This window comes from Sphingomonas sp. BK069 (assembly GCF_014193405.1).
Classification (GTDB): Bacteria; Pseudomonadota; Alphaproteobacteria; order Sphingomonadales; family Sphingomonadaceae; genus Sphingomonas.
In genome coordinates this window covers 1151185-1168244 of the sequence record NZ_JACHZH010000001.1, presented here as the reverse complement: position 1 = coordinate 1168244, position 17060 = coordinate 1151185, and the positions used below count along the sequence as shown (strand labels likewise).

At 69.6% G+C, this 17060-nt stretch carries 15 protein-coding genes and 2 tRNA genes; 9 read left to right on the top strand and 8 right to left on the bottom strand.

Annotation, left to right across the window (positions count from 1 at the left end):
• The first annotated feature begins 261 nt into the window (after positions 1-261).
• From FHY02_RS05785 to FHY02_RS23265, 3 genes are all read left to right on the top strand, one after another.
• Complete coding sequence (locus FHY02_RS05785) at positions 262-2298, top strand: S9 family peptidase (protein ID WP_183920882.1); 2037 nt, start codon at positions 262-264, stop codon at positions 2296-2298.
• A gap of 69 nt (positions 2299-2367) precedes the next feature.
• The gene (locus FHY02_RS05780) at positions 2368-3438 is read left to right on the top strand and encodes a catalase family protein (protein WP_183920881.1); all 1071 of its coding nucleotides are present in this window, start codon (positions 2368-2370) and stop codon (positions 3436-3438) included.
• A gap of 72 nt (positions 3439-3510) precedes the next feature.
• Positions 3511-4158, top strand: coding sequence for a methyl-accepting chemotaxis protein (locus FHY02_RS23265; protein WP_221190038.1), 648 nt, complete (start codon positions 3511-3513; stop codon positions 4156-4158).
• Between the two features lie 175 nt (positions 4159-4333).
• Here the strand turns inward: FHY02_RS23265 and FHY02_RS05770 are convergent, their stop codons facing one another.
• The 4 genes from FHY02_RS05770 to FHY02_RS05755 form a co-directional block, all read right to left on the bottom strand.
• Entirely contained in the window at positions 4334-5203 is an 870-nt protein-coding gene (locus FHY02_RS05770; protein ID WP_183920880.1) for an acyl-CoA thioesterase II, read from the bottom strand.
• Between the two features lie 8 nt (positions 5204-5211).
• Positions 5212-6339, bottom strand: a complete 1128-nt coding sequence (locus FHY02_RS05765) for an acyl-CoA dehydrogenase family protein (protein ID WP_183920879.1) — start codon at positions 6337-6339, stop codon at positions 5212-5214.
• Between the two features lie 100 nt (positions 6340-6439).
• Positions 6440-7627, bottom strand: a complete 1188-nt coding sequence (locus FHY02_RS05760; protein ID WP_183920878.1) for an acyl-CoA dehydrogenase family protein — start codon at positions 7625-7627, stop codon at positions 6440-6442.
• A gap of 275 nt (positions 7628-7902) precedes the next feature.
• A complete protein-coding gene (locus FHY02_RS05755; RefSeq protein ID WP_183920877.1) occupies positions 7903-9921 on the bottom strand; it encodes a 3-hydroxyacyl-CoA dehydrogenase NAD-binding domain-containing protein in 2019 nt (672 codons plus the stop codon).
• A 262-nt stretch (positions 9922-10183) separates the two neighbouring features.
• Between FHY02_RS05755 and FHY02_RS05750 the strand changes: the two genes are divergently transcribed.
• The 5 genes from FHY02_RS05750 (at position 10184) to FHY02_RS05730 (ending at position 14238) form a co-directional block, all read left to right on the top strand.
• On the top strand, positions 10184-11920 hold the full coding sequence (locus tag FHY02_RS05750) for a class I adenylate-forming enzyme family protein (protein ID WP_183920876.1): 1737 nt from the start codon (positions 10184-10186) through the stop codon (positions 11918-11920).
• Positions 11921-11944: 24 nt separating this feature from the next.
• Positions 11945-12688 (top strand): Crp/Fnr family transcriptional regulator, encoded by a 744-nt coding sequence (locus FHY02_RS05745; protein ID WP_409314156.1) that lies wholly within the window; start codon positions 11945-11947, stop codon positions 12686-12688.
• Positions 12689-12734: 46 nt separating this feature from the next.
• A complete protein-coding gene (locus FHY02_RS05740; protein WP_183920875.1) occupies positions 12735-13955 on the top strand; it encodes an AI-2E family transporter in 1221 nt (406 codons plus the stop codon).
• A 53-nt stretch (positions 13956-14008) separates the two neighbouring features.
• A tRNA-Asp gene (locus tag FHY02_RS05735) sits at positions 14009-14085 on the top strand.
• A 76-nt stretch (positions 14086-14161) separates the two neighbouring features.
• Positions 14162-14238: transfer RNA gene (locus tag FHY02_RS05730), tRNA-Asp, on the top strand.
• A 255-nt stretch (positions 14239-14493) separates the two neighbouring features.
• On the opposite strand, the gene FHY02_RS05725 is transcribed toward FHY02_RS05730, so the two are convergent.
• From FHY02_RS05725 to FHY02_RS05710, 4 genes are all read right to left on the bottom strand, one after another.
• Positions 14494-14700 carry a DUF2842 domain-containing protein gene (locus FHY02_RS05725; protein WP_183920874.1) on the bottom strand — a complete coding sequence of 69 codons (207 nt, stop codon included), beginning with the start codon at positions 14698-14700 and terminating at the stop codon, positions 14494-14496.
• Positions 14697-15248 carry a 5-formyltetrahydrofolate cyclo-ligase gene (locus FHY02_RS05720; protein ID WP_183920873.1) on the bottom strand — a complete coding sequence of 184 codons (552 nt, stop codon included), beginning with the start codon at positions 15246-15248 and terminating at the stop codon, positions 14697-14699. The genes FHY02_RS05725 and FHY02_RS05720 overlap by 4 nt, the downstream gene beginning before the upstream one ends.
• Positions 15249-15434: 186 nt before the next feature.
• Complete coding sequence (locus FHY02_RS05715) at positions 15435-15740, bottom strand: cell division protein ZapA (RefSeq protein WP_132909244.1); 306 nt, start codon at positions 15738-15740, stop codon at positions 15435-15437.
• Positions 15740-15916 (bottom strand): hypothetical protein, encoded by a 177-nt coding sequence (locus FHY02_RS05710; RefSeq protein WP_183920872.1) that lies wholly within the window; start codon positions 15914-15916, stop codon positions 15740-15742. Before FHY02_RS05710 ends, FHY02_RS05715 begins: the two co-directional genes overlap by 1 nt.
• Positions 15917-16052: 136 nt before the next feature.
• Between FHY02_RS05710 and gap the strand changes: the two genes are divergently transcribed.
• Positions 16053-17054 carry a type I glyceraldehyde-3-phosphate dehydrogenase gene (gene gap / locus FHY02_RS05705; protein ID WP_183920871.1) on the top strand — a complete coding sequence of 334 codons (1002 nt, stop codon included), beginning with the start codon at positions 16053-16055 and terminating at the stop codon, positions 17052-17054.
• The last annotated feature ends 6 nt before the right edge of the window (positions 17055-17060 follow it).

Here is a 17060-nt window from a genome sequence, read left to right as displayed (position 1 = left end):
AGCCCCGGGCGCCTCCCTACTCATTTGGGCTCCTGCGTGCGCAGGAGCACGGCGCTCTGGTCGGGGATGAGCCGCTCCCCACCTGAGCTGCCGCCCCGGCGTAAGGCGGGATCCAGTTGCGATGGACGAACTGGCTGCGCGCGACGTCACCCACCTCGACGTTCGCGGGGTTCAAGTGGCGAAGCGTCGAAGGTGTCCCACTCCACCGCTCGTCACCGCCCCGATTGTCTCAGCCGTCACCTTCTGCTGTATCGTGGCGCGATGAACCGCACCTCCGTCGCGAGTCTGCTCGCGCTCTCCGCCGCCGCGCTCGCCACTCCCGCCGCCGCGCGCCAGCTCACCATTGACGACGTCACGATGCTCAGCCGCGTCGGCGCGCCCGCCATGTCCGACGACGGCCACTGGCTGGTTTGGGCGCAGCGTGAGACCGACCTCGACGCCGACCGCGGCCGCTATGACCTGTGGCGGCTCGATCTGACCCGCGCCGGCGCCGCCCCCGAGAAGCTCGCTGCCGACCCCAAGCTAGACGAGAACGACCCGCAGGTCGTCGGCACCACCGTCTATTTCAGCGCCGACGACGCGATCTGGTCGGTGCCCGTGGCCGGCGGCACCCCGCGCCGGCTCACCGACTTCAAGGGCGGCTTCGGCGGCTTCAAGGTGGCCCCCACTGGCGACAAGCTCGTGGTCTGGGCCGACCGCAACCCCGGCGCGGCCACGCTCGAGCTGCCGATGGTGAAGAAGCGCGCCGATGCCGGCGCCGGCCGCACCTATGACCGGCTCTTCGTGCGCCACTGGGACACCTGGGCTGATGGGACCCGCTCTCAGCTGTTCGTGCTGCCGCTCACCGCGCAGGGCGCGCGGGGCAACGGGCGCTCGGTCATGGGCGGGCTGGTCGGCGACACGCCGTCCAAGCCGTTTGGCGGCGGCGAGGAAGTGAGCTGGAGCCCGGACGGTCGCACGCTCTATTTCGCGCTGCGTGAGGCGGGGCGGATCGAGCCGCTGTCGACCAATCTCGACGTCTTCCAGGTGCCCGCCGACGCCAGCGCGGCGCCGACCAACCTCACCGCCGCCAATCGCGCCACCGACACGCAGCCGAGCGTCTCCCCCGACGGTCGCACGCTCGCCTATCTCGCGATGCGGCGGCCCGGCTACGAGGCCGACCGCTACGTGCTGACGCTGCGCGATCTCGCCACCGGCCGCTCGACCTCGCTGACCGAGCGCTGGGACCGCTCGATCGGATCGCTGCGCTGGGCGCCCGACTCGCGCTCGCTCTACGTCACTGCCGAGGACACGCAGGAGAACCCTTTATGGCGCGTCGACGCGCGCAGCGGGCAGGTCACGCGGCTGACCGAGCAAGGCAACGTCGCCGCCGTGGCGGTCGGCGCCCACGGTACGGTGGTGGCGATGGATAGCCTCACCGCACCCGACGACTTCTACCGCATCACGTCCGGCCGCGCGCCGCAGCGGCTCACCAGCGTCAACGCCGCCAAGCTCGCGGGCATCGACATGCCGGCGGTCGAGCGGTTCAGCTTCAAGGGCGCCAACGACGACACCGTCTGGGGTTTTGCGGTGCGGCCGGCGGGCAGCACCGGCAAGCTGCCGATCGCCTATATGGTCCACGGCGGGCCGCAGGGATCGAGCAACAACAGCTGGTCGTATCGTTGGAACCCGGCGGTGTTCGCCGGGGCGGGTTACGCGCTGGTGGCGGTCGATTTCCACGGCTCGACCGGTTACGGCCAGGCCTTCACCGACGCGATCCGCAACAATTGGGGCGGCTGGCCGCTCGAGGACCTGCAGAAGGGGCTCGCCGCCGCGACCGCGCGATTCGACTGGATGGACGGCGGCAACGCCTGCGCGCTCGGCGCGAGCTACGGCGGCTATATGATGAACTGGATCGAGGGGCGCTGGCCCGATCGCTTCAAGTGCATCGTCCAGCACGACGGCGTCTTCGACGCGCGCGCCATGGCGTACGAGACCGAGGAACTGTGGTTCGACGAGTGGGAACATGGCGGCAAAGCCTATTTCGAGGACCCGCAGGCGTTCGAGAGGTGGAACCCGGTGAATTATGTCGATCGCTGGAAGACGCCGCAGCTGGTGATCACCGGCGAGAAGGACTTCCGTATTCCCTATACGCAGGGGCTGGCGGCGTTCACCGCGCTGCAGCGGCGTGAGATCCCGTCACGGCTGCTCGTGTTCCCGGCCGAGAACCACTGGGTGCTCAAGCCCAAGGACTCGCGCCAATGGTATCGCGAGGTGATCGGCTGGATGAACCGCTGGACGGGCCGCACGGCACAGTGACGCAGCCCGCCGGGGGAACGCGCGAGGCTAACCTGGGTTGGTAGGTGTGCCCGTCCAGGAGAGCCGACGATGTACGCTGCCCCGATCCGCTACCGCCCCGAGCTCGAGCAGGTGAAGCCCGACGAGGCGGAGACGATCGCGCAGCTCAATGCGACGTTCGACCGGATCCTGGAGACGACCAACGAGGATTACGGCCATGCCGTTCGCGCCGTCCACGCCAAGGCGCACGGCGTCCTCGAGGGAACGCTGACGATCAACGCCGACCTGCCGCCCGAGCTGGCGCAGGGGCTGTTCGCGACGCCGGGGGAGCATCGCGTGATGATGCGCCTCTCGACCAACCCCGGCGATATCCTCGACGACGCCATCTCCCTGCCGCGCGGACTGGCGATCAAGGTGTTCGACGTGGACGGCGCGCGGCTGCCCGGCGCGGAGGGGCGCACGCAGGACTTCGTGATGGTCAACGGCAAGGTTTTTCAGGCCAAGGACGCGGACAAGTTCCTCGGTAGTCTGAAGCTGCTCGCTCCGACGACCGACGCGATCGAGGGCGGGAAGAAGGCGCTGTCCGCGGTGCTGCGCGGGGTCCGCAGCGCCATTGGCGCCGTCGGTATCGAGAGCCCGGCGATCAATTCGCTCGGCGGCGCGCCCAACGTGGATCCCGTCGGCGAGACCTATTACAGCGTGACGCCGTTCCGCTACGGTGACCATGTCGCCAAGTTCAGCCTGCGGCCGATCGCGCCGGGGCTGCGCGCGCGCAAGGGCGATATCATCGACACCGACGGCGAGCGCGATGCGATCCGCCGCACCGTGCAGGAGGACCTGCGTGACACCGAGGGCGAGTGGGAGTTCCGCGTCCAGCTCGCGCGGGACGAGGCGCACCAGCCGATCGAGGATCCCACGGTCGAGTGGGACGAGGAGGAGGCGCCGTTCCACCGCGTCGGCGTGATCCGCACGCGAGCGCAGGACAGCTGGGACCCGGCACGCGTGGAGCAGGTCAACGAGCAGATGCGCTTCAGCGTGTGGACCGGGCTGGCCGCGCATCAGCCGCTCGGCAACATCAACCGCGCGCGCCGCGACACCTATCGGCATTCGGCCGACTTCCGCGCGCGAGCGAACGGCTGCCCGATCCACGAACCGGTGTGAGCGCGCGCCGGTATCATCTCGTTAACCCTGCAGACTTAACGTTAATCTCCTCAGGTGGTTGAGGAAGTACACGTGCGCGAGGGACCGTTGTGGGACGCGATCAAGCGATCGCAGCTGGTGATCGAGTTCACGCCCGATGGCACGATTACCTGGGTGAACGAGCGCTTCCTCAAGGCGATGGGCTATACCGCGCGCGAGGTGGAGGGGCGGCACCACCGCACCTTATGTCCTGCCGCCTTTGCCGCCTCGGCCGATTATGCCGCGCTGTGGCGTGCACTGGCCGAGGGCAAGCACCAGAGCGGATTGTTCGAACGCGTCGCGCGCGATGGCAGCGCCGTGTGGCTGCGCGCGGTCTATACGCCGATCACGGGCGAGAATGGCGTGGTCGAGCGGATCGTGAAGTTCGCCAGCGACGTGACCGCTGAGGTTAATCTCGCCGACGAGGTCGAGCTGCGGCTGCGCGAGAGCCAGCGTTATCGCGGCGAGGCCGAAATTGACCGTGGCAAGATGGAGACGTTGGTCGAGCAGCTCGCCGGCGTGGTCGACGCCATCGCGGGCATCGCGGCGCAGACCAACCTGCTCGCGCTCAACGCCTCGATCGAGGCGGCGCGCGCGGGCGACGCCGGACGCGGTTTCGCGGTGGTCGCGGCCGAGGTGAAGAAACTGGCCGGCGACACACAGGCGGCGACACTGCGCGCGCGGCAGATGATTGCGGCGTAGCGCGCGGGGCGTCGCTGAAGTCTGATCCCTCGACGTCGAAGCGTGCTTCGGCGAAGCCGGCACCGAGGCCCATGGAAACGGCGTTCGTGGCTCTTGGCTCCTGCTTGCGCAGGAGCCCGCTGGGGCTGCGGACGTGGTCGATCGAACTCTCATCGACCGCCTCCGACCCGATCCGCTATCGCCGCCGGATCAGCCCCTCCTGCGCCACGCTCGCGACCAATCGCCCGTCTTGCGCGTAGATCGCGCCGCGGTTGAAGCCGCGGCCGGCGCCCGACCAGGGGCTGTCCGCCGCGTACAACAGCCACTCGTCGGCCCGCACCGGCGCGTGCAGCCACAGCGCATGGTCGAGGCTGGCGGTCTGCATGCCCGGCGTGGTCCAGCTCACGCCGTGCGGCAGCATCGCCGTGCTGAGCAGCGCGGTGTCACTGGCATAGGCGAGGACCGCGCGGTGCACCGCCGCGTCGTCGCCGAGCGGCGCCACGGCGCGGAACCAGCTGTGCTGCACCGGCTCGCGCGGCGCGGGATCGGTCCAGCGCCGCGGCGCGACCGGGCGGAACTCGATCGGGCGCTCGCGCAGCAGCGACTCGCGCCAGCGCTCCGGGATCGTCTCGCGCTGCTCGATCCGCCACTCACGCTCGCTCCGCAGCGTCTCGGGCGCGGGCACGTCGGGCATCGCCGACTGGTGGTGGAAGCCGGCCTCGTCGCGCTGGAATGAAGCGGTGAGCGTCAGGATCGGCCGCTCGTCCTGCCACGCCACCACCCGCCGGGTGGCGAAGCTGGCGCCGTCGAAGTCGCGCGCGACGCGATAGTCGATCGGCGCGGCCTCCGACCCCGGCCGCATGAAATAGGCGTGGAGCGAGTGCGCGGCGCGGCCATCGACGGTGCGCTGCGCCGCCTGGAGCGCCTGTGCCACCACCTGGCCACCGAAGACTCGCCCGACACCGTCAGTGGAGCGGCGCCCGCGGAACAGGTCGACGTCGACCGCGACCACGTCGAGCAGGTCGACGAGGTCGGCGACGAGCGCGGCGAGCGTCGTCTCTGCCATCGTGCGCCTCAATAGCCCGCCGCGCGTGCAAGCCGGTCGGAGTGGTAGTGCGTGTCGCCGAACAACTCGGCGAGCACGCGCGCGCGCTTCATGTAGAAGCCGACGTCATATTCGTCGGTCATGCCGATGCCGCCATGCATCTGCACGCTCTCCTGCACCGACAGGGTCGTCGCCAGCCCGGTCATCGCCTTGGCGACCGAGACCGCCTCGTCGGCCGCGTCGCTCCCCGTGTCGAGCAGCTGCTGCGCCTTGAGCACCGCAGCGCGCGCCACCTCCATCTCGCTGTAGAGATGCGCGGCGCGATGCTGCAGCGCCTGGAAGCTGCCGATCGGCACGCCGAACTGTTTGCGCTGTTTGAGATAGCCGATCGTCATGTCCATCGCGCCGGCGCCGACGCCGACCAGCTCGGCCGCCGCGCCGGTACGCCCGGCGCGCAGCGCACGGTCGAGCACCGCGCGACCCGCGTCGACCTCACCCAGCACCGCGTCGGCGTCGACGGTGACGTCCTCTAGCGTCAGCCTTGCGGCGACGCTCGAGTCGGCGAGCCGCTCGGGCGTGGCGGTCAGCCCGGCGGCGTCGCGCGGCACCGCGAATAAGGTGATGCCGCCCGCGTCGTCGTCGCCGCCAGCGGTGCGCGCGGCGACGATCAGCACGTCGGCGACATGGCCGTGCGTGACAAACTGCTTGGCGCCGGACAGTCGGAAGCCGTTGCCGGCGCGCTCGGCGCGCAGCGCGACCCGGTCGCGGTGCTTCGCGCCCTCGTCGATGGCGAGCGCGGCGACCGTCTCGCCCGCCAGGATACCGGGGTACCAGCGCGCCGCCTGCGCGCTGCCGCGCAGCGCCTCCACTGCCGCGACCGCGGTGGTGAGAAAGGGGGAGGGTGACAGGTTGCGCCCGATCTCCTCCAGCACCACGCCGGCCTCGACATGGCCGAGCCCGAGCCCACCCTGGTCCTCGCCGATCAGGATGCCGGTGAATCCCAACTCGGCGAACTGCTTCCACAGATCGGGCGAGAAGCCGAGAGGATCGTTTGAGTCGCGTAGGCTGCGGAGGTGGGAAACGGGCGCGTGCTCGGCGACGAACTCCTTGGCGGTGTCGCGCAGCATCATCTGTTCGTCGTTGAGGTAGAGCGGCATCACATCTGGTCCCATGTTGCGGCGGACGCCGGAACTCAGGCTCCCGGCCGCACCGCGTCATCATTCTGAACTCCTGCGTTCGCAGGAGCACGGTCTCGATCTAGGCTCCCGGCAGCTCGAGGATACGCTTGGCGACGATGTTGAGCTGGATCTCGCTCGTCCCGCCCTCGATCGAATTGGCCTTGGTGCGCAGCCAGGCGCGCGCGCCGGCGCCGCCGCGCGAGCGCTCGCTCTCCCATTCCAGCGCGTCCGAGCCGCCCGCGGCCATCATCAGCTCGTGCCGCGCCTTGTTCAGCTCGGTGCCGACATATTTCATCATGCTCGGCTGCGCGGGATGCGCGCGCCCTGCCTTGAGTTCGTCGATGAAGCGCTCGGACATCGCCGCGAAGGCCTTGGCACGGACCTCAAACAAGGCGATCTGCGCGCGCAGCAGCGGGTCGGCGAGGCGGCCGTCGTGATCGAGCCCGACCGTCGCGATCGCGCCCTCCACCAGGGGGTTGCGCCCCCCGCTCGCCAGACCCATGCCGCTGATCATCTCGCGCTCGTGTCCGAGCAGGTATTTGGCGACGTCCCAGCCCTTGTTCTCGTCATGGACCCGGTTCGCCTTGGGCACCTTCACGTTGTCCATGAAGGTCTCGCAAAAGGGTGAGTAACCGCTGATCAGCAGGATCGGCTTGGTCGAGACCCCGGGCGAGTCCATGTCGAACAGCACGAAGCTGATCCCGCCCTGTTTCGACTGCTTGCTGGTGCGCACCAGACAGAAGATCCAGTCGGCCTTGTCGGCATAGCTGGTCCACACCTTCTGGCCGTTGACGATATAATGGTCACCCGCGTCCTCGGCGCTGGCGGCGAGCCCGGCCAGGTCGGAGCCGGCATTGGGCTCGGAATAGCCTTGGCACCAGCGGATCTCGCCGCGCGCGATCTGGGGCAGATGCTCCAGCTTCTGTGCCTCGGTGCCGTATTTGAGCAGCGCCGGACCGAGCATCGAGATGCCGAACGAGTTGAGTGGGTTGCGTGCGCGGATCGCGGCCATCTCCTCGCGCAGGATCTTCGTCTCCGCCGGCGAGAGCCCGCCGCCGCCATATTCCGTCGGCCAGTCGGGCACGGTCCAGCCGCGCTCGGTCATCGCAGTGAGCCAGCGCGCCTGCGGCGGGTTGGCGGCAGGGTCGTAGCGGCGGCCGCCCCAGCAGATGTCGGTGTCGGCGCGCACCGGCTCGCGCATCTCGGGCGGGCAGTTCGCGGCGAGCCACGCGCGGGTCTCGCTGCGGAAGGTGTCGAGGTCGGTCATCGCTGGGTCCTCGCGGGAGAGGTGAGGTGGGCGGCGGGGGCGGCGGTGGTGCAGTTAGAGGCGCTTACTCCGCCTCTTCCGCCCACCGGCGTCATCCCGAACTTGTTTCGGGATCCACGGTGCGGCGTACTCAGGTGCGGCGGAGCTTGCGGGACCGTGGATCCTGAAACGAGTTCAGGATGACGGCAGCGGGGAGGGGAGGGGGCACGGGCCATCGCTGGCGGCCTCTCGCCGGCGCCGCCTTTGGCCTCGCCATCGCCCGGCGGCCGCCCCGCTCACTTGATCGTGCCCTCGCGCAGGCTCTTCGCCACCGTGAAGCCGTGCTTCTCCAGCCCGGCGACGACCTTGTCATAACCCTCGGTCTCCGCCCAGAACATCGGGCCGCCGCGGTACACCGGCCAGCCGTAGCCGTAGATCCAGACGACATCGACGTCCGACGCGCGCTGCGCCTTGCCCTCCTCCAGGATCAGTGCGCCCTCGTTGACCATCGGGTAGAGCGTGCGCTCGACGATCTCCGCGTCGGTCACGGCATGCTGCGGCGTGCCGGTCCTCTCGCGCCACTCCTGGATGATCTCGGCGACGCGTGGGGAGGGGCTTGGAGTGCGCTTCTCGTCGTAATCGTAGAAGCCCGCCTGGCGTTTCTGGCCCCAGCGGCCCTCGGCGGCGAGCGCGTCGCGGACGTTCTCGATCCGGCTCGGGTCGCGGTGCCAGCCGATGTCGACGCCCGCGAGATCGGCCATCTGGAAGGGCCCCATCGGCATGCCGAACTCGGTGTGGACGCGATCGATCTGCTCGGGCGTGGCGCCCTCGAGCAGCAACTTGTTGGCCTCGACCTGGCGCGGCATCAGCATACGGTTGCCGATGAAGCCGTAGGTGACGCCCGCCACCACCGCCACCTTCCGGATCCGCTTGGCCAGCGCCATCACCGTCGCGAGCACGTCCGGCGCTGTCGCGGCGCCGCGCACCACCTCCAGCAGCTTCATCACGTTGGCGGGCGAGAAGAAGTGCATCCCCAGGACGTCCTGCGGCCGCTTCGTGCAGGCGGCGATCGCGTCGATGTCGAGATAGGAAGTGTTGGAGGCGAGGATCGCGCCCGGCTTGGCGATGCTGTCGAGGCGCGTGAAGATCTCCTTCTTGACATCCATATTCTCGTACACCGCCTCGATGACGAGGTCGCAGTCGGCGAGCGTGTCGAAGTCGAGCGTCGGCGTCAGCGCCGCCATCGCCGCCTCGACCTGCGCCGGCTTCATCCGCCCCTTGGCCACGGTCGCCTCGTAATTTTTGCGGATGACGGCGGTGCCGCGGTCGAGTGCCTCCTGCGCCATCTCGACGATCGTCACGGGGATGCCCGCGGAGAGGAAGTTCATCGCGATCCCGCCGCCCATCGTCCCCGCGCCGATCACGCCGACCCGGGCGATCGGCCGTAGCGCGGTGTCGGCGGGGACGTCGTCGATCCTTGCCGCCTGGCGCTCGGCGAAGAAGATGTGGCGCTGCGCCGCCGACTGCGTGCCGGTCATCAGCCGCATGAACGCCTGCCGCTCATAGGCGAGCCCCTCGGCGAACGGCAGTTCGGTCGCCTTGACGACGCATTCGACGTTGGCGGCCGGCGCGTCGAAGCCGCGGAAGCGACGGGCGTTTTCCTTCATGAATGCGGCGACCGCCTCCGGATCGGCCGCGACGGCCTTCTCGGCAGCGCGCGGGATCGGGCGCTTGGCCTTCACCTCATTGGCGAAGGCGAGCGCGTCGACGGCGAGACTGTCCTCGCCGACGATCCGGTCGATCAATCCCGCCTCCTGCGCGCGCTGAGCCGAGATCGGCTCGCCCTTCGCGGTCATCTCCAGCGCGAGCCGCACCCCGGCGAGTCGCGGCAGCCGCTGCGTCCCGCCCGCGCCCGGCAACAGGCCGAGCTTCACCTCGGGCGTGCCGATCTTGGCCGAGGGCACCGCGACGCGATAGTGACAGCCGAGCGCCACCTCGCAGCCGCCGCCCAGCGCGGTGCCATGGATCGCGGCGACCACCGGCTTGCCGCACGCCTCGATCATGTCGACCAGCACCGGCAGCAGCGGCTCGACCGGCGGTTTGCCGAACTCGGTGATGTCCGCGCCCGCGAAGAAGGTGCGGCCGTCGCAGCGGATCACCATCGCCGCGATCGACTGGTCCGCGGCGCCCTCCTTGATCGCTGCCTCCAACCCGATCCGCACCGCCGCGCCGAGCGCGTTCACCGGCGGGTTGTCGGACACGATGACGAGCACGTCGCCGTGGCGCTCGGTGCGGATCGGGGAAGAGGCGGTCATGCGTGCGTTGCTCCTGCGGCGGCGGTGTTGGCGCTGGTCGGAATGGGTCAGTGAAGGCGCGATAGGTCGCGGCGGTGCGTCGCACCGCAGCGTTGGATACGTCGGTGTCGTTGCGTCAAGCGTCTGGCGCATCGGCGTGTCATTGCCTTCTTGGCCATACCTTACCTTCTAACCTTTGAACGCTGTATCGCCTTGAGCGCCTCGCAAATCAACTCTAGTCTCGCTTCGCAGCGGACCCGATGTTCGAGCGACGGAGGCGGCAATGACGGTAGGGGAGGGGCAGGGCGCCGGCTGGCCGGCGCGGTCGCACGATGAGGTGCGCGCGCTGCTCACCGCGCCGGGCAGTGCCTTCGAGATGGAGACGGTGACGGTCCGCGGGGTGCCGACGCGCACGTGGAAGAACGCGCCGCCGACGCTTCGTGCGCTGCTGGAGGCGAGTCGCGGCCATGGCGAGCGGCTGATGACGATCCACGAGGACGAGCGGGTCAGCTACGCCGCGCACGCGCGGGCGGTGGCGGCGCTCGCCACCGAGCTGGCGGCGCGGGGCGTGCGCGCGGGTGACCGGGTGGCGATCGCGATGCGCAACCTGCCCGAATATCACGTGGCGCTGTTCGCCATCACCGCGCTGGGCGCGATCGCGGTCCCGCTCAATGCCTGGTGGAGTGGCGAGGAGTTGCGCTACGCGCTCGACGACTCGGGCGCCCGCATGCTGATCGTCGACGCCGAGCGCCACGAGCGGCTGATCCCGTTGTACGGGCTGCTGCGCCATCTCAGCGACGTGCTGGTGACTCGCGCCGCCGGTACGCTGGCGCTGCCGGCCGTCGCGCTGGAAGCGCTGATCGGCGCCCCCGCGCAGTGGGGATCGCTGCCCGAGCGACGGTTGCCCCCCGCCGCGCTCGCACCTGACGACCCCGCGGTGATCTTCTACACCAGCGGCACCACGGGGCGGCCCAAGGGAGCGCTCGGCACGCACCGCAATCTCACGACCAACATCATGAGCAGTGCTTATGCCGCGGCGCGTACCGCGCTGCGCCGCGGCGAGGCGCCATCGCCGTCGACGCCGCGCGTCATGCTGACGGTGATCCCGCTGTTCCACGTCACCGCTTGCTCGGCGGCGCTGATGGGCGCGGTGGCGAGCGGCTCGACCTCGATCTTCATGCGCCGCTGGGACGCGGTGCGCGCGATGGAGCTGATCGAGCGCGAGCGGGTCGCGGTGACCGGCGGCGTGCCGACGATCGCGTGGCAGTTGCTCGACCACCCCGAGCGCAATCGCTTCGATCTCTCGAGCCTCGAGTCGATCGCGTACGGTGGCGCGCCGGCGGCGCCCGAGCTGGCCAGGCGACTCCGCGCCGAGTTCGGCGTGTGGCCGCAGAACGGCTGGGGCATGACCGAGACGATGGCGACGGTGACCTCGCTGGCCGCGGAGGATTATCTCGCGCGGCCGGAGAGCGCCGGCCTGCCGGTGGCGGTCGCCGATGTGATCATCACCGACGAGCACGGCGCGCCACTACCCTCCGGCGCAGTGGGCGAGGTCCGCGCGCGCGGACCGATGGTGGTGGCGGGCTATTGGAACCGCCCCGAGGCGACCGCCGAGACCTTCGTCGGGGGATGGGTCCGCACCGGTGATGTCGGCCGGCTCGACGTGGAGGGGTTCCTCTACATCCTCGATCGCGCCAAGGATGTGGTGATCCGCGGCGGCGAGAACATCTACTCGATTGAGGTCGAGAACGTGCTCCAGGCGCATCCGGCGGTGAGCGAATGCGCGGTGATCGGCACGCCGCATCGCGTGCTTGGCGAGGAGCCGGTCGCGGTGGTGCGGTTCATCCCGGGCGCCGCAGCCGAGGAAACCGAGCTGCAGTGCTGGGTGCGCGAGCGGCTCGCCCCCTTCAAGGTACCCGCGGTGATCCGCTTCACCGCCGACCCGCTGCCGCGCAACGCCAACGGCAAGATCCTGAAGCGCGAGCTCAAGGGCTTGTTCCGGGAACGTTTCGCGGCGTAGGGCTGTTCCCTTGTGGAGCGGGGGATGGCAATGCGGGTAACACGGGACTTCCTGCGCGGGCGCGGCCGCGACACGATGAGCGAGGCGGACAAGGACATCCTCGAGCGCGCGGTCGATCGCATCGATATCTTGCCCGCGCGCACGATCGTCACGCGACGCGGCGACCGACTGCGCAACAGCACGCTGCTGCTCGAGGGCGCGATGTGCCGCTACATGGACGCGCGCGACGGCTTCCGCCAGCTCGTCGCGCTGCAGGTGCCCGGCGATTTCGTCGACCTCCACGGCTATCCGCTGCACCGGCTCGATCACGACGTCGGCACGCTGACCGAGGCGCGCATCGCGGTGATACCGCACGCCGCGATCGATTCGATCGTCGCCGACCATCCCCAGCTCGCCCGCATCCTGTGGCGCTCGACCCTGCTCGACGCCGCGCTCCACCGCGAGTGGATCTTCCGCATCGGCCGCCTCGACGCCGCGGGCCGTATCGCGCACTTCCTGCTGGAGACCTATCACCGGCTGAAGGCGACCGGTCGCGGTGACAACGGCACGTTCGAGCTGGCGCTGATCCAGCAGGATCTCGGCGAGGCCTGCGGGCTCACCAGCGTCCACGTCAACCGTACGCTGCGGCGGCTTCGCGAGGAGAAGCTGGTGGAGGCGGTGCGCGGTACGGTGACGATCCTGGACGAGAGCGGGCTGGCGCGAGTCGGCGAGTTCGACCCCGACTACCTCTACCTCGAGGAAGGACCCTGGCAGGCGGCCGCTGCCTGACGCCTGCGCGCTTTCACGCCGTCTTTCCTCTCGCTAGGTTCTCTCGATGGCCGATCTCCCGCCGCCACCGGCCCTGACGCCGGTAACGCTTCCGCCCGACGCCGCCGCTCTGTCGGCGGAGGGAGACCCGCAGGTGGTGTTGCGGCGCGACCGGCTGCTCGCCGCGCTGACGCTCACCTCGGGGATCGGGCTGATGCTCGGCCTGCCGTTCGCGCTCAAATCGGGTGCCGAGTTCTTCATGCCCACCGCCGTCGCGCTGGTGGTCGCGCTCGCGCTGATCCCGCTGCTCGAGTGGCTTGAGCGGCGGCGACTGCCGTCGGCGCTGGCGGCGCTGGTCTGTGTGCTGTTGTTCCTGCTGATCGCCAACGTCGCGCTCGCCGCGATCGTCGTGCCCGCGACCGAGTTCTTCCGGCTGCTGCCGTCGCGCATCGGGCGAATCCAGGACAATCTCGCGCCGCTGCTGGATCTCTACTCAAGCCTGGAGAAATACGCCAACCGCACGCTGCGCCAGATCGCGAGCACGCCGGTGCGCCCGTCGCCCACCGCGGCGGTGGCGCCGCCCAGCTCGATCGTCGAGCTCGCCGCCACCTCGGCGCCGGCGGTCATCATCCAGGTGTTCTACGCGATCCTGGTCGCCTTCTTCTTCCTGTCGGGCTGGACCCGCACGCGCGAGCGGATGATCACCGAGCGCGCCAGCTTCGGCGGCGCGATGGCGACCGCGCGCGTGCTGCAGGAGATGGTCGACGACGTGTCCTCCTACCTCGGCACGATCACGGTCATCAACGTCGCGCTCGGTGCGATCATCGCGGGCGCGCTTCACCTGCTCGGCATGCCCTTCCCGCTGATGTGGGGCGGGATCGTCGCGCTGCTCAACTACATTCCCTATTTCGGCCCGGTGGTGGCGGCGCTGCTGCTCGCGGTGGGCGGGCTGATGACCTTCTCCGACGTGTGGACCGCGCTGTCCGCGCCCGCGATCATGTATGGGGCGCATCTGATCGAGGCCAACGTGGTGACGCCGCTGATCGTCGGGCACCGGCTCACGATCAACCCGGTGATGATCCTGATCTCCATCTCTTTCTGGGGCTGGGTGTGGGGCACGGTGGGCGCGCTGCTGGCGGTACCGATCCTGATCATCGTACAGACGATCCTGTCGGCCGCGGGGCGCCCCGATATCGCCGGCTTCCTGTTCGAGCACGGCACGCTGACTCGCACCCGCGAGGGGCGTTCCGGCGTGCTCGCGCGGCGCGGCGAGAAAGACGCGGAATAGCCGTTGACAGCCCCCGGCGTGCCGCCTAGTTGGCGCGCCTCACGCTTCTGCAAGCGGGTGTAGCTCAGTTGGTTAGAGCGCCGGCCTGTCACGCCGGAGGTCGCGGGTTCGAGCCCCGTCACTCGCGCCACCCCTCGGGGAGGCCGCAGATCCAAGCATGACCGTCGAACGTCGCAGCGGGCCGCCTCGGCTCGACGCGACACGTTGCGGGTGTAGCTCAGTTGGTTAGAGCGCCGGCCTGTCACGCCGGAGGTCGCGGGTTCGAGCCCCGTCACTCGCGCCACGGTCGTCGCATCGCGGCGCGACGTTATTGGCCAGTCACGCCCTCCTTTTGTCCGGGACGATAGCACTCAGCCCGTCGTCCCCGCATAGGCGGGGATCCAGACGCGCGGACGGTGCGACCCTGTCGCGGACGTTAGCGTGTCTGGATTCACGCCTACGCGGGGATGACGAAGAGGGCGAGGCCGGGGCAGGCTCGAGAGCCGCGACCGGCGAGAGCGCCACTGTCCGTCACTCCCGCACCGCCGTGGCCATCACCTCACCGCCAGCGGCCGGTCTCCATCCAGCGCAGCAGCGGCTTAAGTGGCGTGATCCAGACAATGCCGGTCACCAGGTAGAACCCGAGCTGCATCAGCGCCGGCCAGCGCCCGATCACGCCGGAGAGCGACGCGATCGCCACGCACCACAGCGCGATCAGCAGCAGGATCGCGAGCATCCCCACCGGCTTGCGCCACGACGGCGTCATCGCGCCGCTCCCGCGATCCAGCCGCGCTCGGTCACGATCGCGTCGAGCGGGGCGTCCCACGGGTCAGGGGTGATCGAGTCGAGCTGCTGCACGCTCCAGGCGATACCGATGCGGAGCGCCGCGGGAAAGGCGGCGAAGGCGCGATCGTAATGGCCCGCACCCTGGCCGATTCGATTCAGCGCGGCATCGAACGCCACCAGCGGCGTGAGGACGAGGTCGGGCACGACCTCGGCGTGCGCACCATCGGGCTGGCGCAGCCCGAACGGTCCGTCAGCGAGCGCGTGGTCGGCGTCCCAGGCGAGGAAGCGGATCGGCGTCGCGCGATCGACCACATGCGGCAGCGCGAGCCGGCATCCCGCCGCGCGGGCCGCCGCCTCAAGTGCGGCGGGATCGGCTTCGCTGCCGATCGGCGCGTAGCTCGCTACCACCATCCCGGGCGCGAGCAACGCGACGAACTCATGCGGGCAGGGCAACGCCGGCACCCCCGCGGCAACGAACGACTCACGGGCCGTTCGCGCGGCAGCGCGGAGCATGCGCTTGTCGGTCATGCCGAAGAGTAAGGCGGGGTGGCGGGACCGCCGTGGCCGTTGGCCGATGTATCCACTGACGCCCAGTACGTCAGGTGGGAGTCATGTACGTCGGACCAGGATCCGGGCAGGGACAACCCCCATGGAAGATGAATAGCCTCAGGGATATTTATAAGCTCGTACCGGGCAGAACCCGCCGACCCCTATCTAGGACGTCGGCGGCGCCTGCTCAAGGGCCGCGGCGAGCTTCTCGAGCCTTTCCGACAGGCGATCGAGCGCGATACCCTCGGGCGTCTCGGGCGGGGGTGCCTCGCGCGCCTCGATCAGCGCGTCGGCGACCATCAGCGCGGCGAGCAGCATCGTGCGATTGACCCCGCCCGCGCCAGCGGCGCGACGCGCGTCCTCCCAGCGCTCGTCGATCAGCGCGGCGGCCTGCATCAGTCGCGCCTCGCCGCCGTCGCCGCAGCCCAGGTCGTAGCTCGTCTCGCCGATCCGCAGCGTCACGCGTGCCATCAGTCCTGCCCTCCGCGCGCGATGATCTCGTCGAGCGCGGCGACCGCCTCGCCCATCTTGTCGCGCAATGCTTCGTGACGACGCGCGAGCGTGGCGGCGGCGGCGAGGCGCTGCTCCAAGACGCGTTCGACGCGGGTGATGGCGGCATCGAGCCGGTCGATCGCTGGGTTGTCCATGATGAGAGGCGATAGGATCGCCCGCGCGCGCCGACAAGATGGCGTAGAGACGAGCGGATGCACCGCAGCGGTTGACGGCCGCGCGCCGTCCGGCGCAAAGACCCGCGCGACACCGAACTTACGCGGAGACAGGCGCATGACCAAGGTAGCGATCAACGGCTTCGGACGGATCGGGCGGCTGGTGGCGCGCGCGCTGATCGAGCGTGGCAGCGACCTCGAGCTGGTGGCGATCAACGATCTCGCCGACACCAAGTCGAACGCGTGGCTGTTCAGCCGCGACAGCGTCCACGGCAAATATGCGGGCACGGTCGAGGCCGACGGGCAGGACATGGTGATCGACGGCAAGCGCATCCGCGTCACCGCCGAGCGCGATCCTGCCAACCTGCCGCATAAGGAGCTCGGCGTCGACATCGTGCTGGAATGCACGGGCTTCTTCACCGATCGCGCCAGCGCGCAGAAGCATATCGACGCCGGCGCCAAGAAGGTGCTGATCTCGGCGCCTGCCAAGAACGTCGACCTCACCGTGGTGTACGGCGTGAACCACGACAAGCTCGAGGCCGGGCACACGATCGTGTCGAACGCGTCGTGCACCACCAACTGCCTCGCGCCGGTCGCCAAGGTGCTCAACGACGCGATCGGGATCGAGCGCGGGCTGATGACCACGATCCACGCTTATACCAACGACCAGAAGATCCTCGACCAGATCCACAGCGACCTGCGCCGCGCACGCGCGGCGGCGATGAACATCATCCCGACCACCACCGGCGCGGCGCGCGCGGTGGGCGAGGTGCTGCCCGAGCTGAAGGGCAAGCTGGACGGCTCCGCGATCCGCGTGCCCGTCCCCGACGGCAGCCTCGTCGACCTCACCTTCACGCCAAAGCGCGACACCAGCAAGGAAGAGGTCAACCAGCTGCTCAAGGCCGCGGCCGAGGGCGCGATGAAGGGCGTGCTGCATTATTCGGACGAGCCGCTCGTCTCGATCGACATCGTTCACACGCCCTATTCGTCGACGGTCGATAGCCTTGAGACCGCGGTGATCGACGGCAAGCTGGTGCGTGTGGTCAGCTGGTACGACAATGAGTGGGGCTTCTCCAATCGCATGGTCGACACCGCGACGGCGATGGCGAAGCTCGGCTGAGGTCGG